At 69.3% G+C, this 26,325-nt stretch carries 16 protein-coding genes; 2 read left to right on the top strand and 14 right to left on the bottom strand.

Annotated elements, in window-relative coordinates:
- Window positions 1-3: 3 nt before the first annotated feature.
- The 5 genes from HDA40_RS40310 to HDA40_RS40290 form a co-directional block, all read right to left on the bottom strand.
- Window positions 4-1,842: a TOMM precursor leader peptide-binding protein gene (locus HDA40_RS40310; protein ID WP_253763349.1), complete on the bottom strand. Its 1,839-nt coding sequence runs from the start codon at window positions 1,840-1,842 to the stop codon at window positions 4-6.
- Entirely contained in the window at window positions 1,839-3,911 is a 2,073-nt protein-coding gene (locus tag HDA40_RS40305; protein ID WP_253763348.1) for a TOMM precursor leader peptide-binding protein, read from the bottom strand. The genes HDA40_RS40310 and HDA40_RS40305 overlap by 4 nt, the downstream gene beginning before the upstream one ends.
- On the bottom strand, window positions 3,895-5,646 hold the full coding sequence (locus tag HDA40_RS40300; RefSeq protein WP_253763347.1) for an AfsR/SARP family transcriptional regulator: 1,752 nt from the start codon (window positions 5,644-5,646) through the stop codon (window positions 3,895-3,897). The genes HDA40_RS40305 and HDA40_RS40300 overlap by 17 nt, the downstream gene beginning before the upstream one ends.
- A gap of 538 nt (window positions 5,647-6,184) precedes the next feature.
- On the bottom strand, window positions 6,185-6,379 hold the full coding sequence (locus tag HDA40_RS40295) for a thiazolylpeptide-type bacteriocin (RefSeq protein ID WP_253763346.1): 195 nt from the start codon (window positions 6,377-6,379) through the stop codon (window positions 6,185-6,187).
- A 34-nt stretch (window positions 6,380-6,413) separates the two neighbouring features.
- Window positions 6,414-6,608 carry a thiazolylpeptide-type bacteriocin gene (locus HDA40_RS40290; protein WP_253763345.1) on the bottom strand — a complete coding sequence of 65 codons (195 nt, stop codon included), beginning with the start codon at window positions 6,606-6,608 and terminating at the stop codon, window positions 6,414-6,416.
- A gap of 148 nt (window positions 6,609-6,756) precedes the next feature.
- Here HDA40_RS40290 and HDA40_RS40285 point away from each other — a divergent pair, with 148 nt between their 5' ends.
- Window positions 6,757-8,028: an amidohydrolase gene (locus HDA40_RS40285; RefSeq protein ID WP_253763344.1), complete on the top strand. Its 1,272-nt coding sequence runs from the start codon at window positions 6,757-6,759 to the stop codon at window positions 8,026-8,028.
- A 135-nt stretch (window positions 8,029-8,163) separates the two neighbouring features.
- On the top strand, window positions 8,164-8,928 hold the full coding sequence (locus tag HDA40_RS40280) for a glucose 1-dehydrogenase (protein WP_253763343.1): 765 nt from the start codon (window positions 8,164-8,166) through the stop codon (window positions 8,926-8,928).
- Window positions 8,929-8,936: 8 nt separating this feature from the next.
- On the opposite strand, the gene HDA40_RS40275 is transcribed toward HDA40_RS40280, so the two are convergent.
- The 9 genes from HDA40_RS40275 to HDA40_RS40235 form a co-directional block, all read right to left on the bottom strand.
- Window positions 8,937-9,665, bottom strand: coding sequence for a PIG-L deacetylase family protein (locus tag HDA40_RS40275; protein ID WP_253763342.1), 729 nt, complete (start codon window positions 9,663-9,665; stop codon window positions 8,937-8,939).
- Window positions 9,662-10,813, bottom strand: coding sequence for an amidohydrolase (locus tag HDA40_RS40270; protein WP_253763341.1), 1,152 nt, complete (start codon window positions 10,811-10,813; stop codon window positions 9,662-9,664). The genes HDA40_RS40275 and HDA40_RS40270 overlap by 4 nt, the downstream gene beginning before the upstream one ends.
- Window positions 10,814-10,862: 49 nt before the next feature.
- Window positions 10,863-11,510 (bottom strand): hypothetical protein, encoded by a 648-nt coding sequence (locus HDA40_RS40265; RefSeq protein ID WP_253763340.1) that lies wholly within the window; start codon window positions 11,508-11,510, stop codon window positions 10,863-10,865.
- Entirely contained in the window at window positions 11,507-12,943 is a 1,437-nt protein-coding gene (locus tag HDA40_RS40260) for a hypothetical protein (RefSeq protein WP_253763339.1), read from the bottom strand. The genes HDA40_RS40265 and HDA40_RS40260 overlap by 4 nt, the downstream gene beginning before the upstream one ends.
- Window positions 12,940-13,686, bottom strand: a complete 747-nt coding sequence (locus tag HDA40_RS40255) for an ABC transporter ATP-binding protein (protein WP_253763338.1) — start codon at window positions 13,684-13,686, stop codon at window positions 12,940-12,942. Before HDA40_RS40255 ends, HDA40_RS40260 begins: the two co-directional genes overlap by 4 nt.
- The gene (locus HDA40_RS40250; protein WP_253763337.1) at window positions 13,683-14,390 is read right to left on the bottom strand and encodes a hypothetical protein; all 708 of its coding nucleotides are present in this window, start codon (window positions 14,388-14,390) and stop codon (window positions 13,683-13,685) included. The genes HDA40_RS40255 and HDA40_RS40250 overlap by 4 nt, the downstream gene beginning before the upstream one ends.
- The gene (locus HDA40_RS40245; protein ID WP_253763336.1) at window positions 14,390-14,941 is read right to left on the bottom strand and encodes an RNA polymerase sigma factor; all 552 of its coding nucleotides are present in this window, start codon (window positions 14,939-14,941) and stop codon (window positions 14,390-14,392) included. The genes HDA40_RS40250 and HDA40_RS40245 overlap by 1 nt, the downstream gene beginning before the upstream one ends.
- 88 nt (window positions 14,942-15,029) lie before the next feature.
- Window positions 15,030-15,557: a hypothetical protein gene (locus HDA40_RS40240; RefSeq protein WP_253763335.1), complete on the bottom strand. Its 528-nt coding sequence runs from the start codon at window positions 15,555-15,557 to the stop codon at window positions 15,030-15,032.
- Between the two features lie 9 nt (window positions 15,558-15,566).
- Entirely contained in the window at window positions 15,567-26,201 is a 10,635-nt protein-coding gene (locus tag HDA40_RS40235; RefSeq protein ID WP_253763334.1) for a LamG-like jellyroll fold domain-containing protein, read from the bottom strand.
- Window positions 26,202-26,325: the final 124 nt, after the last annotated feature.

Here is a 26,325-nt window from a genome sequence, read left to right as displayed (position 1 = left end):
ACCTCACGGGTAGGGGTGCGGGACGGGGTGGATGTCGTCGTCGCTGAGGTCGTGCTCGGTCAGCCCGGCGAGCCGATGGGCGGTGCGCAGGCGGGGCATGGTCAGGGCGCGCTGGCGGCTCCAGCCGAAGTCGATCGGCAGCAGTCCGGGCACCAGCACGCAGGCGGTGTGCAGGCCGAGAGGGCGCTGCTCGGGCGTGGTCTGGTCGACGACGATCACGTCGAAGCCGTGGCCGGTGACGGCCCGCACACACCGCTCGAGGTCCTCGTGCAGGTCATCGGCCAGCGGCGGGGCCGGCCTCGGATCGGCGTAGATCTCGCGCATCGGCCGCGGCGGGTCGCCGCCGTCGAGCAGGAACGCGGCGTGCCGGCGCATCTGCGGCAGCGCGTACAGGAGCGGGTGGTCGTGCAACCGCCACACTTTGTCGTAGTCGTCGACCATCTCCCGCAGCCGGGGCTCGTCGGTGATGGCGCGGGCACCGGCCAGGGGTGCGTCCGACGCGATCTCGCACAGGGCGGCGGCCATCGCGGTCTCCGGATCCAGGCTCGCGCCGCCGCCGAAGGCCAGTGCGCCGAAGCCGCCGTCCACGCGTTCGGCGACCGCGGTGACGACCGGGATGTCGAAGGTGCACCGGGCGTCGAAGAACCGGGCCCGGTAGCCGTACATCGCCAGGCGGTCGACCATGATCCTGGTCCGGGCGCGGGTGCTGGTGGCGGGGTCTATCTCGGGCAGGCCGCGTGCGGTGTACCAGGCCAGCACGAACGCGTCGCGTTCGACGGCCTCCATCAGCCCGTGGTAGACGGCTTCGACCAGGCTGCCGCCGGACGCACAGCCGCTGGAGTTCTCCTGCACGAATCGCTCGGCCAGCGGCGCGCAGTGGTAGTAGGCGACGACTTCGGGGACCAGGACCGGCCGCGTGTCACGCAGCGACCATCCCCACACCCACGGGATCGGCCGGTCGGCGGTGAACCGTCTGATGTGGGGGTTGAGCTCGTAGAACCGGTCGTCATAGGTTCCGCATGCCCGTGGGTCGAGCGCATCCGCGCCGAGTTCGTCCAGGGCCGCCACGACGGTGGTACGCCGTGCCCGGGGCCGCAGGCCGGCGTGCCGTTCCAAGCCCTCCAGCAGGCCCAGGCGAGTGCTGCGGGCGTACCCGTCGGCGTGTCCGCCGAACAGCATCTCGCGGAGATGGTCGGCCGCGCGGGGGTGGAACATCCCGTGGACCGGGGCGGTCGTGGTCGAGGCCAGGTCGGGCCACAGCGCCGCGCCGAGCGGTCCGCAGACCGGGTTGACCAGAGCCGCCGGGTCCAGCGGATAGCTCGCCACCTCGCGGCTGCGAAAGGAGTCCGGCGCGCTTTTGGGTATCGATCCCAGCTCAGGCGGGATGGGCGCGTCCGGCGGCGCCCCGCCGCAGGTCGGGCAGTCCGCGTCGGGAATCAACGGCACGCTGACGACTCGCAATGTCTCGACGTCCAGGTCGTAGACGGCGGTCGTGGTGGCCGTGGCAGCCCGGAGCGCCCGCAGTGCGTCGGTGACGAACGGCGTGGCATACGGCCAGTCGCCGGCGGCCGACGTCTGGCCGCCGGACTCCAGCGCCTCGCGCAGCTCTGGCGGGCGTACCGCCTGCCATCGGCGGGCCAGGCAGCCGGTGCAGCCGGTGCGCCCCGCGAGCAGGGCATGCCTGCCGTAGAGCAGCACCCACGCGGCCGGCGGCACCGCCCCGTCGGCCCGCTCGTCACGCAGGCCCAGTGGGTGCACTGCGCAATCCGCGTCCTCGGCGGGCAGCAGGTCGCTCATCGCCGCGATGATCCGGCGGCCGTGGTCCAGAACGGGCGAACTCATCCGCGGGCTCTGTCCAGCAGCGCCACCCGGGTCACGACCAGGCCGCCGGTCGGCAGATCCGCACCGCCGAGCGGCACGGCCACCGCGGCGGCGCCGGTCTGCGCCAGCCGGTCCAGGACGGCCTGCCAGGTGCCGTGGGCGTCGAGCCGCGCCGGCACCTCGCCGTCGACGACGAGGGTGTCGGCGTCGAAGTCGGTGAGGATCGGGTCGTCGCCGGTCATCGACGCCGCCTCGGCCTGCTGTCGCAGCTGCACCTGCCCGACCAGGTCGCACAAGGCACGGACGGCCGCGTCTCGCCAGGACGGCGCGGCCGCGAGTGTCCACAGTCTCCCGTCGTTGTGCGCCTGCGTGCAGCGGGCAAGCAACGTGTACGCACCGCCGGGCGTCGCCGAGCCAAGGTCGAGCAGCTGCACCGCGACGTCCAGGTTGGCCGCGGACCTCACCAGGAAGCGCAGCTCAGCATCGTCGCCGAGGGTGTCCAGCGGCACGAGCAGCGGTGCCGTGCCGGCGATGGCGTTCTGCAGCGCGGTGAACGCGAGCGCCGAGGCGAGCGCGTCCCGGATCGCGGCGGCGGCGGTGAACCCGGCTCCAGCTCCGGCTCGGCTGGGTTCGACCTGACGATCGGCGTTGGCCGGGCCGAACGGCTCCACGAGCGCGCGCGGCACCTCGACGGCGGTTCCGTCCACCAGCGAACGTCCGATGACGGGGGCCGCGTCAGATCGCGTGGTCAACCGATCGGCGTACGCGACCGCAGCCGCGGCCAGCGCCCGAGTCCGCGCGCCGACGAGGTGATGAACGTCGAATGCGCTGACCATCCGCGGCGTACCGGCCGGGTCGGTGAACCGGACTGTGCCGATCTTGACCGGTGTCTGCTCCCACTCCTCGTCCTGATAACGCTGGAACACCCCAGCCGAGGGTTGCAGGAGCCCGTCGCGGGCCGACAGCTCGGCGGCCTGCGCATCGACGTCCTGATCCGCCGGGGCCACGTCGAGGGGCACGGGCGTGAGCTGCGGCGGTTCCTGGACGCAGTACACGCACGCGGGATGCGGCAGCAGTCGTTCGCTGACCACGTCGAGGGACTCCAGTTCCTGGATGATCACCTTGCCGTCGGTCTCGGCGGGCAACGCGCCGGTGAGCAGCCGGAACGCCTCGAACGCCAGCAGGTTGCCGATCATCGCCGCCGGCGGGCCCTGCGGGCCCGTAATGGTCGGCGACGTCGCAGGCACGGCGATGCCACGCCAGATCTCGGCCGCCGCCGTGCCGGAGTCGTTGCTCGTCAACCGGAGCATCGCGCAGTACCAGCACCCGGTACGGCCCGCACCGCATGCCGGGCCGATGATCGCCCGCGAACCGAACATCCACATGGGCACGACCGTGCGGCCCGCTGGGATCCCGGTCGCCAACAGGGCGTGTGCGCGGCGCGCGGCGCCCTCGTCGGCGAGCAGGACGACGTCGACGCCCTTGAGGTCGGTCCAGGTGGGCTCACCGTCTGCGGGGTCGATGCCGACCACGGCTGCCGGTACGCCGCCCGCGGACAGCTCGGCGGCCTCGGCCTCGGCTGCGCCGTCGCTGTCGCCGACGAGGGCGACCTGAGCCATGCCGTTGCGGATCAGGCTCAGCGCGCAGGTGCTCGCGACCGGGCCGCTGCCGATGACCGCTGCCGTGCTGTCGCGGAAGGCGGCGAAGCGCTGCGGCGCACCGCTGGCATAGTGGTCGAGGTAGCCGAGCTGGCTGGCGAACTGTTTGGCCACCGCGGCGCCGAGCAGCTCGGCGGGGTCCACCTCATCGGCTGGGACGTCGCGCGCGAAGTCGCGCTGCAGCAGCGCGCCGACCAGCTCGCCGACCATGGCACGTTGCGGGTCCGGCAGCTTCGCGCAGATCTCCGCGACGGTTCGACGCCCGTCGAGCAGCGGCACGATCAGCGTGGCGAGTCGGTATCCACTGGCAGCGCTGATTTTGAAGCCGCCCGATGAGTTGTGGAACAGCACGCCGTCGTAGGCGGCGGTGAACAGCACGTCCCGGCGGATCCGTGGCCGGGTGGCGGCGACCGACTCAAACACGTTCCTCATCAGAGCTCCGTTCCGGCGGCCGAAGGGTGGTCGTGACGCCGGTCGGCCGCCTTCCGTCCAGCGCGCCACGCGAGTAGAGGCGCAACAGATCACGCATCCGGTATTGACCGGCGTACGCGTCGAGCAGGCTTGCGTCGGCGAGCTGGTCGAGGATCGCCTCGGCGGCGTCAGGGGTGATCGCCAGCCGCTCGGCCACCGTGCGCGGGTCGAGCCGGTCCAGCTCGTGCAGCCGCAGCACGGCGTCGGCCAACGGTGGTGGCAGCCGGTTCACCGCGGTTTCCAGGCGGCCGTGCAGCGCCATGTCAGGGTCGCCCGGCAGGGTCAGCCGGCTGATCGGGTTCTCGCGTACCCAGGCGACGAACTCGGCGACGCCGGTCGCCCTGGTCATCAGCCGCGCGGCGGCGACACGCAACGCCAGCGGTAGATGGCCGCACAGCTCGGCCAGCGCCGCGACCGCGGCTGGCTCGGCATCGGCGCGTTCTCCTCCGATGAGCGCGGCCAGCAACGCCACCGATTCGGCGGGGCTGAGACCGCCGACGCGTTCGATCCGCCCGCCGAATCGGGCGACCACCCCGGCCAGGCTGAACTGGCTGGTGAGCAGGACGGCGTCACCGGGTGCCCAGAGGTGCGCACCGGCCAGGACCTGCGGCACGTCGTCCACGTCGTCGAGGATCAACAGGCCGCGCTGGGTCGTGGCGCCGCGTGGCCAGCGCGCGAGCCGGTCGGCCAGTCTGGCGGCGTCCAACGGCGTCGCGTCGGCGCCGCGCATGGACACCAGCAGCTGCCCCGCCGGGAACACGTCGTCCATCCCGCCGGCGACCCGCCGGGCCAATGCGGTCTTGCCGACCCCGGGCAGCCCGGTCAGCACCACCACGCCGGCACCGTCGCGCAGGTACGCGCTGACGCTGTCGACGATGCCCGCGCGACCGACGAAACCCTGTGGCGAGTCGACCCGTGGGCCTCGATCGGCCGGTGCCGCGTCGGCGCCTGCGGACTTGTCCAGGTCACCACGTTCCTCACCGTTGAGGATGCTGAGTTCCAGCCGGCGTAACCGCGGCCCCAAGTCCACGCCTAGTTCCTCGGCGAGGAACCGCTTCACTCGCCGGTGCTCGGCCAGCGCCTCGGGCTGGCGACCGGTCCGGTAGAGCGCCTCGATGAGCAGCTCGGCCAGCCGTTCGTTACCCGGATAGGCTCGGGTCTCCTCCCACAGCTGCACCAGCGCCGAAGGTGCCAGGCCGAGCTGGATCTTCAGCTCGCAAAGCCGTTCGAGAACCCGCAGCCGCTCCTCGTTGAGCCGGGGCACCGCGTCGCGATGCAGGCTCACTGACGGCACGTTGGCCAGCAACGGGCCACGCCAGAGGGCCAGGGCTCCCTCCAACAGCACCAGCTGCCGGTCGGACTGCGGCTCGGCCTGCGCGGCCGACGCCATCTCCCGGAAGCGGACCAGGTCGAGTGTTTCCTCGGTCGCGGAGAACCGGTAGCCACCGGGCACGGTCTCGATGGCCGAGGCGATGATCGCGTGCCGGACGAACAGTTGGCGCAGCCGCATCGCGCAGGTCTGCAGTGCGGACTTGGCGGCAGCCGGCTGGTCGTCTCCCCAGATCGCCTCCTGAAGGGAGGGCACCGGGACGATCTCGTTGGGCCGCAGCAGCAGGGCCGCGAGCATGCTGGCGACTCGAGAGGGCGGCAACACCACCGAGTCCGGTCCATGGGCAAGCGCCAGCGGGCCCAGCACCCGGAAGATCATCGATGGCCGCCGCGCGGGCCGAAGCCTCGGCAATTCGCCGAAATTGGATTCCTCCAGCGCCCCGAATAGGCGTTGGAGATCACCGCTAATCGTCTTTCCACGGTCCGCTGACTGGACAGTGCACCGCGCTGGCACAACCATGCGGTCACTGTCACCACCGCGCTCTTCGGTCGTGCCGCGACGCCGCATTCAGGGCGCTTCGGACCAGGCCAGAAGCAGCACAGCAACGGACGCAGATACCCGTCGACATCGTCTTGCCACAGCGCTTGACAGGAGGCGAACAGGTCTTGTCCACACTCGCGACGCCGTTTCCGGGTAGCTTCCACAGCCGCACGAAAAAGGCGTCGCTGTTGCGGGCCGCCTCACGCACAGTGATCGAGCTATTCATGTTTTTCATACTCTTAACAACGTGATCAACGGTCAAGTACGCAGAACCGTCTACCCGCTGACCGCGTCCGCTCGGCCGGTTCGGAGAGCGGTGGCCGCCACCGGAGTCACCGGCGGGGCCACCGCGTATCGTGCTGAATCAGCCGCAGCACGACGTCGAGGACTGGCTGCTCGTGCTCGACGTGGTGCTGCTGCAGCACGAGGTGGTCGCCGAACACGACGTCGAGGCGAGCACCGCCTCCGTGACATCGGTGTAGTCCGAGATCGCGAACGTCTCCGACTCCAGCGCCAGAATCTCCTGCGCGATGGCGTCGAGGTCCGTCTGACCGTTCATGGCGTACTCCTTGGGGTGGCTGTGCGAGCTGAGGTCAGCCGCAGCAGGAGGTGGACGAGGCCGAGCTGGTGCTCGAGGTGGTGCTGCTGCAGCACGAGGTGGTCGCCGAACACGACGTCGAGGCGAGCACCGCCTCCGTGACATCGGTGTAGTCCGAGATCGCGAACGTCTCCGACTCCAGCGCCAGAATCTCCTGCGCGATGGCGTCGAGGTCCGTCTGACCGTTCATGGCGTACTCCTTGTGTCGTTCCGCCTTATCGGGGGGAGCCCAGGATTTCCAGGCGTCCTCAGTTCACCGTCAGGCCGTCACGAACCGGCCTCACTGCGGCGACACCCGATGTCAGCGATCTGTGAGCGCGGCCTGCCAGACTGCGCCCATGCAGGATGTCGTGCAGTCCGCGCCGGCCGTGCCCGCCGATACGCTGCGCGAGGCACTCGAGCTGTACCGGCAGTTGCACGCCAACCCCGAACTGTCGGGCGCGGAGGAGCGCACCGCCGCAGCCTTCGCCGACGGACTGCGGCATGCGGGCTTCACCGTGACCACCGGCGTCGGCGGGCATGGCGTCGTCGGCCGGCTCACCAACGGCGATGGCCCGACGGTGTTGCTCCGCGCCGAACTCGACGCGCTTGCCGTAGCCGAGCAGACTGGGCTGCCCTATGCCAGCACTGCCGTCGCCCCCGGCCCTCGGGGCGACGCGGTCCCGGTCATGCACGCGTGCGGCCACGACCTGCACCTGGCGTCCCTGGCAGGAGCCGCCCGCGTACTGTCCGAGGACCGGGACGGGTGGCGCGGCACGGTGCTGGCGGTCGGCCAGCCGGCCGAGGAGACGCTGCACGGGGCGACCGCCATGCTCGACGACGGGCTGTACACCCGGTGGGGCCGCCCCGACGTCGCCCTCGCCCAGCACTGCGCGCCGCTGCCGGCCGGCATGGTGGCCCACGGCCCATTGATGACGGCGAGTTCCATCACCCTGGAGATCACCATCTCCGGCCGAGGTGGTCACATCGCCACCCCGCGCCATTGCGACGACCCAGTCGTCACCGCCGCGCTGATCGTCATGCAGCTACAGACCGTCCGCGCACAGCACACCGACCCGACCGAGCCCGCCGGGCTCACCGTCGGACAGCTGACGGCCGGCACCAGCCCCAACGTCGTCGCCGACAGCGCCACCCTCGGAGTCACCATGCGGGCCTATTCGCCCGCGGCCCTGACCCGCATGCGCGAAGCGGTCGAGCGGATCACCCGCGCCGCCTGCGCGGCCGCCGAGTCCCCCGGCGAACCCCGCATACGCGTCGTCGCGCAGTCCCCGTCCAACACGCCCGACCCCGCGGTCACCGCCCGCCTACGCGACGCGCACCGGCAGGCGTTCGGCAACGCACGCGTAGCCGACTGGCCGCCGTCACTGGCCACCGAAGACTTCCCGCACTACACCACGGACGGAGTCCCGACGGGGTATTGGATGCTCGGCGTGATCGGGCCAGCCCAATGGCGTTCCGTCTCCGGGGACCCCGCCACCCGAATCGCCCGTCTACCCGGCAACCACTCGCCGCAGTTCGCGCCCTACGCCGCGCTCGCCCTGCCCACCGGGATCCAAGCCCTGACCGCGGCGACACACGCCTGGCTACGACGCTCCGACGCGACCCGCTGAACGCGGCGATTGTGTGCCTACCGGTACGCCACGCGATGCGCCCGTCGGGTCCGACCGTCGATTTCCCCGTTTCCGCCGGTCAGCACGGCCATGTCTCGTAATCTCCAGACGAGGGGATCGACGGGAGGGTTCACCATGGCCGTTCTCAGCGGCAAGACCGTGATCATCACCGGTGCGGCACGTGGGCTGGGCGCCGAGGCGGCCCGTCAGGCGGTGGCCGCGGGTGCGAACGTGGTGATCACCGACGTCCTCGACGACGACGGCGAGAAGACCGCGGAGCAGCTGGGACCGCAGGCACGCTACCTGCGGCTGGACGTCACGGACGAGGCCGCCTGGCCGACGGTCGTCGCCGCCGCGAAGCAGGCGTACGGGGGCGTGCACGGCCTGGTGAACAACGCTGGGGTGTCGACCGGGATGCCGTTCGACACCGAGCCCGCCGACCACTTCCGCAAGGTCATCGACATCAACCTCGTCGGCACCTGGCTGGGCATGCAGGCGGTCATCCCCGAACTCAAAGCCGGCGGTGGCGGGTCGATCGTCAACATCTCCTCCGCCGCCGGGCTCATGGGCCTGGCGTTCACCGGCAGCTATGGCGCGTCGAAGTGGGCGGTACGCGGCATGACGAAGGTCGCCGCGGTCGAACTGGGCACCGCCCACATCCGCTGCAACACCGTGCACCCGGGCATGACCTACACCCCGATGACCTCCGAGACGGGGATCAAGCAAGGCGAGGGCAATTACCCGAACACGCCGATGGGCCGCGTCGGCGAACCGCCGGAGATCGCCGCCGCCGTGGTGTTCCTGCTGTCCGACGACGCCGCGTACATCACCGGCGCCGAGCTGGCCGTCGACGGCGGCTGGACGGCCGGGCCGACCATCAAGTACGTGATGGGCCAGTAGCTCTCAGCTCACCGCCGGTAGCGCCAGGCGACCTCGAAGTCCAGGAAAGCGTCCCACCGGTTCGGGCCGTCGGTGCTCAGGCACAGCGCCGGAAGCTGGGTCCGATAGCAGGCCACCGCGCGCTGCTTGCGGTCGCGCTGGGCGTCGGTCAGCGCGACGGCGTGCCGCGTCAGTCGCGACGGGTCCAGACCACAGGCTTCCAGCTCGCGTTCCAGCCACCATTCGACGTCCACGTACTGCGGCTCCGGTCGCCCGGTCACCCAGGTCGGCCAGCCGAAGGTCACCGCACGCGGGATGTCTGCGTACAAGTAGACGTCGGCGTCCTGCGTGGCCGCCACGATCGCCGCGTCCCGGACCGAGGCATGGTCGACGGCCGAGCCCAGCGCGGCCGGCGCCCAGATCTCCCCCACTCCGTCGCAGTATCCGCGCAGCCGCTCCACCAGACGATCATGGTCGGGTGGCCCGCCGCGGTACTGCTGGTCCAGTTCGTCCAGGCGCACCACGTCGCAGCCCAGCAGTGCCATGCCCGCCTCGTCCTCCGCGAGCCGCTCGGCGTGCCGCGCTGTGGACGATTCCGCGCGAGTGAACCGGTCGTAGTCGGTGAGCCCGATGTGCGGCGGCGGGTCACCGGCGTAGACGGTGACCACCTGCGTTCCCGGTGTCATCGCCCGCGACGCCGCGGAGAACGCCGCGTCGTCGAGATGCGGCGAGACGAGGATGGCCGACGGCGTGCTCATCGCACGACCGTTCCACCGGCGATGACGGTCCGGTCGACGGGACGCTGCGTCACCGCTTCGACGAGGCTCTCGGCCGGGATGAGCAGCAGGTTCGCCCGGCATCCCGGCTCCAGGCCGTAGTCGGGCAGGCCGAGGACGCGGGCTCCGCCTTCGGTCGCGATGCGCGCCGTACGCTCGATGTCGTCGTCCTGCCGGTAGCCGGAGGCGACGGCGAGCGCGAGCGCCTTGTCGAGCAGATCGCCGGTGCCGTAGGGGCTCCACAGATCGCGTACGCCGTCATGGCCGAGCCCGACGCGTACGCCCGCCGCGGCCAGCCGGGCCAACGGCAGCTGCGGCGTCGTGCCCGGCACCGTTGTGGTGAGCGCGATGTCGGCCGCCGCCAACAGCTCGATCAGGGCGCCCTGGCGTACGTCGTCGACGGTGCTCAACGCGTAGCAGTGGGCGATGGTGACCTTGCCCCGCACTCCGAGCGCCTCGGTACGCTCGGCGATCCGCTCGATCTGCCACGCCCCGAGCGTCCCCCGGTCGTGCAGATGGATGTCGAGTCCCACGTGCTTGTCCGCCGCGATGCCGAAGATGGTGTCCAGGTGGCGGATCGGGTCGCCGTCGAACCCGGCCGGGTCGAGGCCGCCGATCAGCTGCGCGCCCGCGTCGATCGCGTCAGCCATGAGTTCCGCGGTCCCGGCACGGGTCAGCAATCCGCTCTGCGGGAACGCGACGACCTCGACCGTGACGCGTCCGGCCCGCTCGGCCGCCGCCGCCAGTACGCCGGTCACCGAATCCAGGCCGATCTGCGGGTCGACGTCGACGTGGCTGCGCACGTGCAGGACGCCCCGGTCGATGTGCCGGTCGAGCAATGCGCCGACCCGTTCGCGGACCGGGCCGAGGTCACCCCGGTGGGCGCGCTCGTTGTCGATCAGGGAGGCGAGGCTGGGTCCGGCCGAGTGCGGGCGATACGGCGTACCCCATGAGGTCTTGTCCAGGTGCGCGTGCGCGTCGACCAGACCCGGCAGTGCGATCCGGCCGCCGCCGGGCACCACCTCGGCGTCCGGGCTCGACGCGGTCGCCACGAACACGCCGTCGACGACATGAAGGTCGGTGGCCGGTCCGCCCCACGGTCGGACATCGGTGATCCTGAGCGACGTCATACCAAGATCATAAGGCGTGCGCCGAGCCCGGCGCGTTTACGTGCGCGGGTCAGTCGATCGGGTCGCGTGCTCCGCGGCGGACGAACAGCACCAGCCCGACGAGGAACACCAGACCGGCGCACAAGGCACCGCCAAGATCATGGCTCGGCCGGCTGGGCCAGAGCCACGGCGTGGTCACCGCCGGGTCATGCCACTGGGTGTAGAGCCCATAGACGCCGACGATCAGGTAGACGACGGGCCCGGTCCACGCGAGCGCTCCGCCGAGGACGACGCCGCACAGCAAGCCGATGCCGATCAGCCCGACGACGTTACGCACCATCGCCGGGAACCCACCGGCCAGCTCCATCCCGGTCGCGGCGACGGCCAACGCCACGACTGCGGCCACGGTCAGCAGGCCGACGGTGCCCAGCCGCAGCCAGGCCAACGCCCGGCCGGTGACTCGTTCGGGCTCGCCGAACGGGCCGGCCAGGGTCACCACCACCGCGGCGGCGCAGCCGGCTTCGACCATGAGCGGCATCTGCAACGCGCCGTAGGTGTTCCAGCTCGCGTACAGGGCCACCCGCAGTCCGATCGCGCAGGCGGCCAGCGCCGCGAGTGCCACAGGTACGCGACGGCTGGCGGCGTGCAGCCGAGCCAGCCTCACCCACGCATTCGGGCGCACTGTCACCGGCTGTGCGGTTCGGGTGTGGACGGTCATGGCAGCTGATCCAGGTCGAGCGATCCGGCTCGCAACGCCGCGACGTTCGCGACCAGCCATGCGTGCCGGGTGTCCGGGGTCAGGGCGGCGAACCGCTGGGCCGCCTGCGCCGCCGGACTGCCCGGCTCCGCATCGGCCGTCCCGGCGTACGCGTCGATGACAGCCTGCTGAGCCCGGGTGGACACCTCGCCGTCGGTGACGACGCGGGACACGATGGCGCGCACGGTCTGCGTACGCAGCTCGGCAAGCAGTTCGTCGTTCGTCATCGACGGACCGGGGACCTGGTTCCGCAGGAGCAGCCACAGCACCGTCGGGTCGCCGCTCACCTGCGGATCCGCCGCGCGTACGGTGAACCCGTTGCCGATCCCCTGGCGGTAGACCACGGTCGCCTGCCCGATGCGCGACGGCGCGCCCGGCACGCCGGCCAGGTCCCGAAGCACGGGTCCCAGCGCGGCGGTCACAGTGCGCAGGTCGGCGGCGAACGCCGGGTGAAGGCAGACCGGGATCTCCGATGCGCTGCACACCGGCGTGTACGCCACGGGCCGGTCATCGGAGCTGTCGTGCACGGCGGCGATGGCGATCATGCCGTGGGCGTCGAGCCGGGCCGTGCCCGCCAGGGCGACGGCGACCGTGCCGGCCAGCAGCCCGCCTGCGGTGAGCACGGCGGCGACCCGGCGTTGCCGGTGGCTGCCCGATCCGGTCACCCCGAGCGTGCCCAGCAGCATCACGGCTACGCCCACGAGGAACACCAGTTGCACCCGCGCCAGGTCGGGCAGGTACGGATAGAACGTGGCCAGGTCCGGGTTCGGGCCCATGTTCCACAATCCGGGGACCAGCGGGGAGATCTGCCACGGCGAATGGTCGCCGTGGATGAAGTTGGCGCTGATCTCCAGCGCCAGGAAGGCTGCGACGGCCGCGAGCGGCGCGGTGAACCGGCCGGGCACCAGGGCCCCGGCGACGAAGCCGATTGCGGTGAACGCCGGCAGCGATGCCGCTCCCACGGCGGCGGGCCACCACAGCGGCCCGCCCCAGGTGGTGTGGCGTCCGATGTCGACATACAAGATCGTCACGCATGCCGCGTACGCCGCGACGGCCCAGCCGGTGGTGGCCGCCCATGCCACGCATTGGCGTGCCCAGCGGGACCGGGCCGTGGTCGACAGCAGATCGGTCAAGCCGTGCCGGGCCTCGCGGCCACCGACCCACGCGGCCACGCCGACCACGACCGGCACGAAGATCGAGACGATGGCGGTCTGCATGTCCATCGCCCGCAGACTCCACAGTGGTGGCAGCGCCTGGCTCCGGCGATAGACGACGAGAAAGAACAGCACCGCCATGGCGGGCGACATCCACAGCATCGCGTTCCGGCGCAGTTCCAGTCGTACCAGCCGGCCACCGCTGAACGTCGTGGGTCGGGTGCGGGCGTCGGCGGTCATGACCGGGCCTGCGACAGAACGGTGGTGTATCCACGCTCCAGCGGGGCGTCACCGACGGCGCCGTCACCATCGCCCCGGCGGATCAGCTCCTCCGGCGTCCCCGAGAAGACGATCTTCCCCTGATCCATGAGCCCGACCTGCGAACACGCTGCGCCGACGTCTTCGACCAGATGGGTGCTGACGACCACGGTCGCGGTCTGGCCCAGGTCCCGCAGGAGCGCCCGGAACGCCACCCGCTGCTCGGGATCAAGACCTGCGGTGGGCTCGTCGAGCAGCAGCAGCTGCGGATCGTTGACGATGGCTTGCGCGACACCGACACGGCGCAGCATCCCGCCGGACAACGTTCGCAGTCGCGCTTTAGCCCGATCCCCCAGGCCGACCCGCTCGACGGCGGCGGCCACGGCACGCGGCACCCTCGTGGGAGGTATCTCCTTGAGCAGCGCGAAGTACTCGACGAAGTCGGCGACGGTGAACCGCGGGTAATAGCCGAGGTGCTGCGGCAGATACCCCAGCCGCTGACGGATGTAGCGGCGTTGGCGGTGGTCGGCCGGATCGCTGTCGAGCAGGCGCAAAACACCGGAGGACGGCGGCAATGCGGTGGCCAGCATCCGCAGCAGCGAGGTCTTGCCCGCGCCGTTCGGGCCGAGCAGCCCGTACACCCCTGGGCCGACCGACAAGGTGACGCCGCTGACGGCTTGCGTGCGGCCCAGCCGCCGCGTCAGCTCGGTCGCTTCGACGTTCATCCCACTCTCCCCTGTGCACGGGTCGCGTAGCCGATCGCCGCGACGCAGCCGACCACCACGATCAGATAGGGAACAGTCAGCGCGGACTCGGTGACCGCCGCCGCGATCCGGCCGCTGCTCATCCGCTGTGCCGCGACGGTGACGAACCATCCGGTCATCCCGGCCGCCAGCCCCACGGCGGCCGAGCGGGCCAGCGTCGCCGTGGCCAGAGCCACGGCGCACACCGCCGTCATCGGCAACAGCCAGCCGAAGGTCACCACGGCGGCCGCGCCGGAAGCGACCGAAGCCGCCAGCCCCAGGACCGCGTTGACACCGAACACCGCCGACGCCCGCGCCAGCAGGATCATCCGGTCGCTGACGGCCACGGTCCGGATCAGCTCCCACGCGGGATCGGCTCCCGGACCATATGTGTACGCGATCCCGGCAGCCGCGACAGCGGGCGCGCACAACGCCACGTACGGCGTACCGGTCTCGCGGGCGGCGAACGCCCCGACGGCCAGCACGATCGCCGTGGCGATGAGCCACCCGGGCAGCAGCGACGGCGTGGCCAGCAGCGCCCGAGCCAGACCCGGCGAGCGCAGCAGTTTCGCCAGCCCGAGTTCGGCACGTCCACGGCGGCGACGCCAGACCTCCCCGGCGACCGAGATCCAGACCCGATCGAGATCGACGTCGTCCACCCGGCCAGGCGGGTTCGGTGTGTTCATCACAGCCCTCCCTCGGGCAACGGTCCTTCGCGCCGCATCGCGGCCCGGATCATCCGCCGGGCTTGATGCGCACGGCTTTTCACCGTGCCGGCCGGCACGCCGGTGAGCTCGGCGACCTCGGCCACGCTGCGGTCCTCGACATACATCAGCCGCCACGTCTCACGGTGCGGGCTCCCGGCTGGGCCGAGGGCGTCCAGGACGTCGATCAGCTGTGCCTTGGTCACCGCCGACTCCGCCGGATCGTCGGCAGGTGCGACGTCATCGGGCAGCGCATCGATCGGCAGCGTGTCGGCTCGGCCCCGCCTCCGAAGCCACAATGCGGCCTGGCGGCGGCCGATCCCCCAGATCCAGCCGCCGACACCGTCGCCCCGATAGGCACCGGCGCCACGCCACACCGCCAGGAACGTCTCCTGGAGGACGTCCTCGACGTCGGCGGCCGGCAGCACGGCACGCAGCCGGGCGGCCAGCCACGGCGCGTGCCGCGCGAACAACTGCCGCAGCGCCACATCGTCGCCGCGCGCCATCGCTGTGATCAGCTCGTCGTCGTCCATCACTTTCTCTGTTGCGCCGGCGGCGTCCTCCGGTTCAGTCTCCGGCCGACTTTCTCCCCGCCCGTCGACTCAGCGGGCACGGCGGGGTCTACAGCTCGACCGTGGCCCCGGACGCGACGAACTCTCCGATGACGACCAGAATCCGCGCAAGGAAGCCTTCGAAGTCGTCGGCGATCAACCGCGGGTCGCCCAGCCCGCCGGTGTAGACACCGTCATCCACCCGGCCCGGCGGCAGGTGGAAGATCACGCCACGGTGCCGGGCCAGACAGAAGAACCCGCCCCCGCCGTCCGATCCGAACGTCGCGACCTCGCCGATCGACCCGACATCGACCCGAGTGGGAAGGCCCCAGTCGGCAGCGACTGGAAGCCGGTCCGCCGGATGGATGAAGTAGCCGTTGTTGACGTCCGGCAGCGACACCTCGCCGACCTCCGCGTAGAAGTCGGCCAGAGCCGGCGGGAACGCGGTCGCGTCCCCGCCGGTCGGCAATTCCTGATCGGCGTCACTGACGAAGTTGGACTCCTCGTCGAACGGGTAGCCGAAGCGCTGTTCGAACACCACCGCCAGCTGATCGAGGTGAGTTCTGAGGGCAGCCTTCCAGTCGGCCACACCGGTCACCTGGTCCCCCTACCAGTAATGCTGTCCGAATAGGTTGTCGATGTGTCCGGCGTACATCTCGATCGACGACCGTGAGGCATTCGGCGCCGCTCGTTGGAAGTCCGCCCACATGTTCGTGATCTGCTGATGAACGTTGTTGCCGGGCCCGGCCCGGGACCCCTGCACGCCGCGGATGTTGCTCGGCGCGTCGAAGTCGAAATCCTCGAACTCGGGGTGGTCTCGGTAGTACTGCGGAACGGCGTGGTGGGCGTCCCAGTCCTTGGGCAACCGCGCCAGTCCGTTGCGCGCCTGGTTCGCATTGTAACGACCGCGGTGGTTGTCGGCCGAGATCGACGGCGCCTCGGGCGCGGGGTTCGCGGGACCGTTGCAGTTGTGGACCAGGACCGGCGTGGCCCCGGCGAGGACGTAGTAGGTGTGGACGTCGGCGACCGTGAGGTCGCGCATGTCCGCCAAGCCGGTCCAGGTCTTGACCGCCACGACGATCTGAGTGGTACGCCCGGCGACGTCCCGTAGGCGGTCTTGCGGCTTCAGGGCCGACGCGTCGACCCAGTCCTTCGCGGTCACGCTCCAGAACGGGTGGTGCTGTGTCGTGTGCACCGTCGACGTTTTGCCGGTCTTCGTGTCGCGTACGGTCACGTCGGCCAGATCGCTGTCGGTGTTCTTGTGCAGTGTCGTGACCGGCTTAGCACTGGTCTGACCGGTGGCGGGATCGGTGGCGAGCACCGTGTCGCCGACCTTGACGTCCTTGATCTCCCGGGTCGACCCGTCCGCCATCACGACCCGCGTATTCGGCTGGAAGCTGTGACAGCTCTTGCCGCCCCGGCCACCGACCGTGCCGGTGACCGCTCCGATGCCGCCGGAGATCGCGACGCCGGACCAGTTCACCCGCCCGGTCGTGACCACCTGGGAGGCGGTGTCGCTGACCGCCCCGACCGCGAACTCGCTGACCATCCGGCCGCCGACCTTGGTCGCGAAGCCGCCCATCGCGGCCGCGGCCTTGCCGGCGACGATCCCGCCGACACCGCCCGTGACGACGCCGATGCCGCCTTGGAGGGCGCCCTGTCCCAAGGAGCCGAGGGCGTCCTTGAAGCCGTGGACATTGCCTTGCGCGGCGTCCTTGCCGAGGTTGATCAGCGCGGCCGCGCCGATGGCACAGGCAGCCGCACCGACTCCGGCGGTCACGGCCGTGCAGGCCAGCCCGGCGGCCACGCCGGCGACGATCGCGCCGATCTGGATCAGGGTGTCCTTGTGCTCCTTCACCCATTTCGCGGTTGCGTGATAGGCGTCCTTGACCTTGTTGACGGTGGCTTTGACGGTCTTGGTGACCTTGTGGACGACCCGGGAACCGGCCTGCTTGATCCGGTGGTAGGTGTTCTTCACCTTGTGTTTGACGTGGTTGATCGTCTTGGCCACCGAGTGCTTCACCCGGTGATAGGTCTTCTTGACCCGGTTGACGGCCTTCTTGTAGGTCTTCTTGACGTAGTGGACCGCGCGGTGAACCGTGTGTTTGATCGCACGTTTCGCCTTGTGGACCGCCTTGCGGACGGTGTGCGCCGCCTTCTTGACGGTGTGGACGACCTTCTTGGCGACGCTGGTCGCGGCGTGCCAGTACGAGGAGGCGTAGGACGAGGCGTAGGAGTAGGCGTAGCTGAAGGCCGACGAGGCGTAGCTGGTCACCGTGTGGACGACGCTCGATACGGCCTTCTTCGCGGCTTTGAACGGGTTCCAGCCCCAGTGGCCGGTGGAGTCGGTGGTCTGGAGCGGGTTGCCGTCGCCGTACTGGTAGTGGTTGGCGTCGATCGAGTCCGGGACCGGGTCGTTGTCGGCGGTGTCGCGGTTGTCGAACTGCCCGGTCGCCGGGTTGTACCAGCGGGCGTGCATGTTGACCCGGTTGGCGACGTTGTCGGTCCACTCCGACTGGTAACCCAGGTTGCCGACCTTGCCGACGTTGGCGGTGACGTTGCCGAACGGGTCGTAGGTCACCGACCCCGACAACGTGCTGCCGGTCGAGGTGAACTGCCCGACCAAGTCAGTGTGCTGATCGGTCCAGGCGAACACCCCCGTCCCGCTGCCCGGCTTGACCCCCATGACGTCGCCATCGGCGTCCCGGCTGTAGGTCGCCGTCCCGTCACCGGCCACATCGTTGGCCAGACCCGAATAGGTCAGCGTCGTCGGCCCCGCGGTCAGGACACGGCCGAGGCTGTCGTAGGTGTACGCCTCACCGCCGATCGCGACCTGCTGCCCGTACGCGTCGCTGGTCAGGTTCTGCGTCGTGGACCCGGCGACGGTGGACTTCAGGGTTCCCCGCGCCGTGTAGGTGTAGGTGGTCGACCCGTCCCCGACCAGCTGATCGCGTTCGTCGTACACCATCGCCTTGGCACCCAGCTGGGTACGGTTGCCGGCGTTGTCGTAGGCGTACGGGGTCGTGGTGGTGCCGTTGTTCCACGAGGTCAACCGGCCGGCCCAGTCATAGCCGTAGGTGTGCGCCGCCGACCCGGCGAACCCGGTCGTGGTCTTCGACGTCTCCCGGCCGTCCAGGTCGTAGCCGTAGCCGATCGACGCCACCACCGTGCCCGCCGAGGTCTTCAGCGTGTCCGACGTCAACCGGCTGGCATTGTCATAGCCGAAATTGCGAGTGTCGCCGGTGGCGTAGGTCGCCTTCGTGACCCGCGACAACCCGTCATACGTGTACGCGACCGTCTGCCCCGTCGACGCATCCGTCACCCCGGACAGCCGATCCACCGTGTCATAGGAATACGTGCTCGTCCCGCCCGCATCCGTACGCGAGGCGACCAGGCCGTCGGGGGTGTAGCCGAACGACGACCCACCCGACGGACCCGCAGCGGTCGTCAGCAGCCCACGGTCGTTGTAGGCGAACGTGTCCGTGCCGGTGCCGGCCTTCATCGAGGTCAGCTGGCCGGCCAGGTCGTAGCCGAACGCCCGGTCCGCGGTGACCGCCTCCGCACCGGAACCGGTCTGCGAGGTGAGGTTGCCGACCGTGTCGTAGCCGTTGACCACGACCACCCCACCGGGCTGGGTCTGTTTGACCGCCCGCCCGGCCGCGTCGTAGGAGATCGTCCAGGTGCGGTCGTCGGGGTTGGCGGTGGTCGCCGGTTCGATCTGCGACTCCGGCAAACCCCACGCGTTGTAGGTCGACAGGTGCTTGTTGCCGCGCCCGTCGGTGTACCGGGTCCGATGCCCTTGCAGGTCGTAGCCGAACGAGGTGGTGATCGACGCCGTCGCCGAGATCGGCTGAGTCTCCCCGGTCACCATCCCCGTCGCGTCATAGGTGAACGATGTCGTGTGCCCCAACGCGTCCGTGGTGGACACCTGGTTGCCGTTGCCGTCGTATGCCGCGGAGATCTTCGAGATCAACGCACCCGTCGAGTCGTACGCCTTGGCGGTGATGTTGTTGCCCGGCTCGTCATACACCGTGGTACGCCGCGACCCGTCCGGTGCGATCACCGCCACCGGGCGCCCCAGATAGTCATACCGGTACTGGGTGGCGTTACCGGCCGCGTCGGTCGCCGCCGTCGTGTCACCCGCCGAGTTCGTCGTGTAGGTGTTGTACGACCCGGACGGCTGCGTCACCTTCTGCAGGAACCCGGCACTGCTGTACGCGTACAAGGTGGTCATCGTGCTGGAGGTCGCACGTTCGAAGACCGACCCGGTGACCTTGCGCCCCAGATAGTCGTAGGTGGCTTCGGTGGCTGCGCCGAGCGGATTGACCGTGCGCAGCAGGTCGTCGTTGAGGTCGTACGCGTAGGTCGTGACCGCCCCGTTGGCCTCGGTGGCCTTGGACAGGCGGCCTTGCTGGTCGTACAGGTAGGTCGTGACCTTGCCGAGCGGGTCGGTGGTGGAGGCGATGTTGCCCGAGCCGTTGTAGGTCTTGGACACGGTGGCGGTGATCTTTGTGCCGCCGGGTGGGGTGTAGTCCGGGAGGCGGGTGGTGACCGGTCGGCCGGAGGCGTCGCGGGTGATGACGGTGGTGTTGCCGTCGGGGTCGTGGAGTTCGACCTCGTCGCCGAAGGTGTCGAAGCCGGTGGTGGTGACCGGTCGGGAGGAGACGGGGGTGCCGCCGTTGGACTCGGCGTTGACCGGGGCGCTGGTGGTGACGACGAGGTTGTCGGACTCGTCGTACTCGTAGTACTCGGTGTTGCCCAGCGGATCGGTCTCGGACAGTTTCAGGCCACGCTGGTCGTAGGTGTACGTCGTCGTGTTGTTCACGTCGCCGAGCGGCCGACCGGCCTGGCCGTTGCCGTAGAGGCTGGACACATCGGCAGCGCTCAGCGCTCGCTGGTAGGTCTGCACGTTGCCGATCGAGCCGTTGAACGGCAGGTCGTTCGCACCGTTGTAGCGCTCCCGGCCGATGACCAGCGGTCCGTTCGCGGCGATCGGCGTGGTGTCGGTCGCGGTTCCTTGCGCGGTTCCGTTGGCGTACAACGTCATCTGGCCGTTCGCGGCGTTGTAGACGCCGACGAGATGCGTCCACGTGTTCAGCGTGGGCGCGGCAGTGGACAGTGCGGTCGCCGAACCCGAGTTCGTCGTGTCAGTCAGGTTCCTCGTGAACGACCAGCGGTTCGAGCCCCTCATGTACATCAAGTTGAAGCCGGAGTTCACCGACGCGTCCTGGGACACCGCCGTCTGCCCGATCGTGTTGCCGGCCAGTTTGACCCAGGCGGAGACGCTGAAGCTCTTCGTCGTGTCGAGCGCCGGCTTCGCAGCGGTCACCCAGCCGGTCGTTCCGTTGAAGACGCCCGCGCCGCCGGACCAGGTCACGCCGCTCGTGGCGGTGGCGGTGTTGTCGCCGCCGGAGTTGTCGACGACCTCGGTGCCGCTAGCCGGGTTCAACCGCCACCAACCATCCGGCTTACCGGCGCCGAGCGTACGCGCCCAGTCCGACGTCACCCGTCCGGCGGAGTCGTAGGTGCTGCCCACCGCCGAGGCGTAGCCGGAGTTGTCGGAGAAGTACTTCGCCGTGACCAGATCATCGTTGTTGTAGGTGTAGCTGGTCTTACGCGCCACACCGTTCGGATCGAGGGTCTCGCCGGTCACCCGGCCGACCGCGTCCACCGTGTACCGGGTGTCGGTGACGTTGTTGTTGCTCAACTCCCGGATCACGTTGCCGGCCGCGTCGTACTCGTTCTGCTCGGCCACATAGGTCTGGCTGCCGTCGGCGTTCTTCTTGATCACCGCGACTTCGAGATTGTTGTCGGTGTAGGTGAACGCCGTCACGAACCCCATCGCGTCGGTGATCGAGGCCAGCCGGCCCGCCGGGTCGTACGCCCGCGACTCGGTCACCAGATCCCGCGCGGTGATCGGATTGTTCGGATCACCCGTATAGCCGATCAACGTGGTGGTCAGCAGATGCCCGTTCGCGTCGTACGCATACCGGGTCTCCGATCCGGTCTCGTCGACCTCCCTGGTCAGATTCCCGTACTGGTCATAGCCGAACGAGGTGAGGTCGCCGTCGGAGTCGGTCGCCGTCGCGACGTGCCCGAGGGAGTCATAGGTGTTCTTCAGGGTCCGCGCCGCATCTCCACCGGTCGCGTCGCTGACCGTCTGCTGCGTGATCTGCCCATCGAAGTTGTAGACCGTCGTCGTCACCGGCGTATGCACCGCGCCGGTCACCCGGTTCGTCGTCGCCGGATCGGTCTGCTGAGCGATCCGGCCCAACTTGTCGTACACGACCTTCGTCACGAGTCCGGCCGGATAGCCGTCCGACACCTCGGTCTTGGTGACGACCCGGCCCAACCCGTCATATCCCAGCTTCGTGATCAACCCGGCCGGGTCGGTCACCTGTGCCACGTCGCCGTTGCCGAAGTACGTCGTGGTCTGGATTTGGCCGCCCGGTGAGGTGACCCGCCACGGCAGCCCGGCTGGGGCGAACCCGCCGTTCGCCGCCGCGACCGTCGTACCGTCGGTGTACTGCGTGGACGCCACCCGGCCCAGCGCGTCGGTGGTCTTGATCTTGTTGCCCAGCGCGTCGTACTCGAACTTCGTCAAATACGTGTTGTCCGTCGCGCTGGCCGACCGGCCGTCACGGATCTCGGTGATCTGATCATTGCGCAGGTCACCCGGCGACGTCGCGTTCAGGTAGTACGTGTAGTAGACCGTCGAGCACTTGCCCGCAGACCGGTCCTGGCAGGTCTGCTCCGAGATCGTGTTGCCCCGCGCGTCGTACTCGCTCGTGGTCACGTTGCCGTTCGGGTCGGTCACCGTACGCAGATAGCCGTCCTTGTACCCGTAGGCCGTCTGCCGCTGCTGCGTACCGTCGGTCCAGATCTCGGCGACCTGCCGGTTGCCGTTGTTCACGTCGTACAGGTAGGTCGTGGTGGCGTTCGCCGGATCGGTCACCACGATCTTCTTCGCCAACGCCGCACCCACCGCGTCCGCCGACGCGTTCTTGCTCGCCGCCACCTGATCGGCGACCTGCGCCGCTGTCAGCTGCGACTTGTAGAACGCGAACTCCCCGATCGAACCCGGGAAATACCCGACGCTCGCAGCGCTGTGCGCCGGCCAGTTCCCTTCCCACCGGCCCGCACCGACATAGGCGTAGGCCGCACCGGTGGTCACGATCGTGGTGTTCAGCGTCCCGACCGCCACGCCGTCCAGATACATCGTCTGCGTATTGACACCCGCGGCGAGAGCCACGTGGTGCCACTTGCCGTCGGCCACCGACGTCGCGGTGGTGATCCGGGTCGTGGCGGCCCCGGTCCACAGGCCGCCGCGTAGCTTGCCGTCCGTGCCCACATACAGCGCCGGGGTCCACCAGCTCCCCGTCAGATCATTCAAAGGCATGCCTTGGTACGCGTACAGCACGCCGCCCGCAGTGGACCCCGACGGCATCTTGAACCACATCGAGACGGAGTTCGGCCCAGTGGTCGGGATGTCGGCGGTCGGGAGACTCAGGTAGGACGTCGTTCCGTCGAACGCCGCAGCGGTGGCGTCGGTGAACGGGCCGGGCGAGCCGAGGGTCACCGTGTTGTAGGTGCCGATCCCGCCGTTGACCTCGTTGACCGCCTCGGTCACCCCGGATTCGTTCATCCGCAGATAGTCTGCCGGACCACCCGAGAGCACGGACGCGGCGTACACCTGCGACGAACCGGCGACCGCCGACGGGCTGATCTTCCACGTCCCGTTGTGCTCATCGATCACCTGCGTCACGATCCCGCTGACCGGGTCATAGGTGATCTGCGCCGCCGTCGCCCCCGACGGGCGCACGATCTTCGTCAACGGATGCGCCGCCGCAGCAGACGCACCACGCAGGCTCGCCACATCCGCCGCCGTCAGCGTCCGGTCGAACAACGCCACGTCCGAGATCGAACCGGTGAAGTAGTCGGCGTAGCCGGTGTTGTCGGTCGCGGAGAAGTGCGACTGGTCCGGCCAGGCCCCACCCAGGAAGCCCGCTCCCACATATTCATGCGTGGTGCTGTACGCGTCCACCAGGGTGATCAGCCCGGTACGGGTCCCGACGACTTGCCCATCCAGATAGAGCGTCTGCGTGTTGCCTGCCGCTGCGAGGACGAGGTGGTGCCAGGCGCCGTCGGTCACCGGGTTCGCCGACACGATCCCCGCGTTGACGTTGTTCGTCCAGAACGCGGCGCGCAGTTTGCCGCTGCTGCCGATGTAGATCCCCGGCGTGTAGTTCCCGGCCGTCGTCCCGCCGGTGATCGGATCCTTCTGATAGCTGAACAGCACCGAGTCAGGGGTGGTCGTCTTGAACCACATGCTCACCGACTGGTAGCTGGCCGCACTGACCAGCTTGCCCGGCACCTCCACATACGACGACGTCCCGTTGAAGCTCGCGGCGGTGGCCGCCGACCCCGGCAGCGGACCCGGTTGACCGAGCTGCACGTTGCTGTACGTGGCGGCATCGGTGCCACCGTTGTCGAGCACATCGCTGTTGGCCTTCACGGTGCCGGCCGGTTCCGCCAACCGCCAATACGAGTGCGGACCCGCATCCAGCAACGCCGTCGGGTACTGCGATCCGGTGCCGTATTCGTAGACGGTGCAGTGGGTGGCATCGGTCGGCGGACACACCTTGGTCAGCTGGTCACCGCTGTACGCGTACACCCACGTCGCCACCGTGCTCGCATCCCCGGCGGTGGCCGGGTCGGTGTACACCGTCGCCACATGCGCCTTGCTCGCACCCGCAGGCGTGGACCACGTCAAGTGCAACGCCCGACCGGACGCCGACGTGATCGTCTCCACCAGACCCGACGCGTTATAGGCGAACGTCAACGTACGCCCGGCCGCGTCCCTGATCGACGTGATCGCATACACCGCATCCGTGCCCACCGTGCCCGCGACCTGCCGAGTGAACAGATACGTCGTGCCGTCCTTATCCACCAGGGAGTAGCCGCCGGTGACCGTGGTGAACACCGAATAGCGGCCCGGCGGCGGGTTGAAACTACCGTCCGCGTTACGGCCGAACGCCACCTCCGTACCGGTCGGATACGTGATCACCGCCGTCTTACCGCTGCTGCTGGCCATCCGCTCGGTGACGTTCGCGTCGACCATCGTCGACCAGCCCGCCCCGAACGCCAACCCCGTACGCGGATCCCGGCTGTTGTACGACCGCTGGATCGCCAACGCCGGACCGACCGTGGCGACCTGGGCGTCCATCGCCTCAGTCGTGTAATTGCCCGCAGCCGGTTCGAACCCACGCCCACCACCGTCCTGCGACAAGCCCGAAGTCACCAACGGCTGCGGCGGCGGAGTCGACAACGGGTAGTAGTACGCCACGTTCAACGGGTCCGGACTGGTCGCCCACCCGTCATACGACACGACCCACCAGTAGTAGGTCTTCGACCACTGCAACTTGCCGTCCGGAACCGTCCAGCTCGACGACGACGTCCACCCCGAGGTGGCCACCAGCGCACCGGTCGAGTCGTTGACCTTGTAGTTGTACTGCACCGCAGGCTTCGGCCACACATCCGGATCATGACCCTTGGCCAGCAACTCCGGCGTCAACGACGTCGCCTGATAATCCCGCGGCGGATACTGCGAATCGATCTGCGGCGCCACATTCGGCGTATACGTCACCGACAGATACGGCGCACACGTGTGACCATCACACACCGCCCCCGCCGGACCATTGCGCGACGTGAACCGCTTGAAATCAGTCGTCGCCGTCTGCGAGGCGTTCAGGCCGAGGCCATAGTTCGAGACCGTGCCGTTGAGCCAGCCGTCGAGGGTCGCCTTGTCCAAGGGCACCGTGACCCAGGAGCCGATCGTCCGGTCGCTGCCCGTGTTGGCGCAGGCTTCGGCGTAGTTCGTCGGGCTCAGCGTCCCGATCTGCGAGCCGAATGCCGGTCCCGTGTAGTTGACGCCGCCGTAGCGGACCGTGCTGAAGTCCCACGACTGGGTGATCGGGTGCACGGTGAACGGCCGGGCGGAACAGTTGCCCTGCCAGGTGAGGAACAGCTTGACGCTGGCCGAGGTGATCCGCAGCCCGGCGAAGGCGCTGGAATAGTTGGTGAACGTCAGCAGACCCTTGCCACGATGTACGCCCGCATCCCAGGTGCCGATGGCGAAGTCGTCTTCAGCGGAGTGGTCGATGTCGTTCCCGTAGTACACATACGTGTCGCCGTCCGAGGTCAGCTCGGTCGTCGGGTCGATCGTGACCGGGTAGACCCGCTCGGGCGCATTCAGCCACCGCTCGTCGACGCTGACCTTCAACCCGATCCCGCCATCGGCCTCGACCAGCGAATACGCGACCGCAGTGGACGTCGTGAACTCACCGGTCGACCCGTCGAACCTCGAGTCGTGCATCAACCCCGGCGGAATCCGGCCCTTCACCACCCCCTTCGCATCCGCCAGCACCACACCACCACCGGCGTCCACCACCGGCGTCAAACCATTGAGCCGGAGCGGAAACACCCACTCCGTCCGCGTACCCCGCTCCCGCAGAACGATCGACTCCTTGACCCCACTCTCCCGCGACTCCAAAACCAGATCCGTACCCGGCAACACCCCCGGATACGTCACCGCGTACGCCCCCGACCGCGCCGCAACCCCAGCCGCACCCTGCAACGAGTAACCGAACCCCAAACCGTCGAACGACGCCGACACCAGATTGCGATCATCAGCCCGGTTCGCGAACTGCAACCCCAACCGATTCGCCCGCTGCGCCAGCCGATCCCCCGCCGGCGTCACCTGCGCATCGATCTTCTGCCAGGCACCCTTGCCATCCTGAAAGTTGACCGTGCCCTGCGACACCTCACGCGTATAACTGCCATCCGGATTCGCGAACAGATCCGAACCCGCCGTCGACCCATCCGCCTTACGCGTGCTCTTACCCGGCGCGAACCCCTGAACCCCCGGCGTCGTCAACCGCTGCGTCTTACCATCCAGCCGCTCCGCCACCGTCTTGTCCGGAGCCCGGCCCGCCCCACCAGCCGCCTTCGTCTCCGCATACCCGACGTAATGACCCCGGCCCGCCGCAGAACCAGACTCCTGCACCGGACCGATCGGCCGCCCACCCGCGAACGCCGACGGCGCCCCCAACCACGACCACAACCAACTCACCTTCAGGTCCACCGGACCGAAGACCGTCACCGGCTGCGGAGTGGCTGTGACCAGCAACATCACCAGCGTCATGGCGAATCCGATGAGGATTCGAGGGCGACGGCCGTCCATGCTGGACTCCTCTCGAGCGCGCACTCCGGGTCGGAGCTGACTGAGAGTCTCCTGCGAAGGTTTCCATTTAGCAATACCTGTATGTACCGGAAAGGCATCGCCGCTTGTAGATACCGAGGATGGC

The sequence above is a fragment of the Hamadaea flava genome (assembly GCF_024172085.1).
In the GTDB taxonomy this organism is placed as follows: domain Bacteria; phylum Actinomycetota; class Actinomycetes; order Mycobacteriales; family Micromonosporaceae; genus Hamadaea; species Hamadaea flava.
Note: the sequence above shows the minus strand (reverse complement) of the source record. Positions and strands in the feature narration are given on the sequence as shown.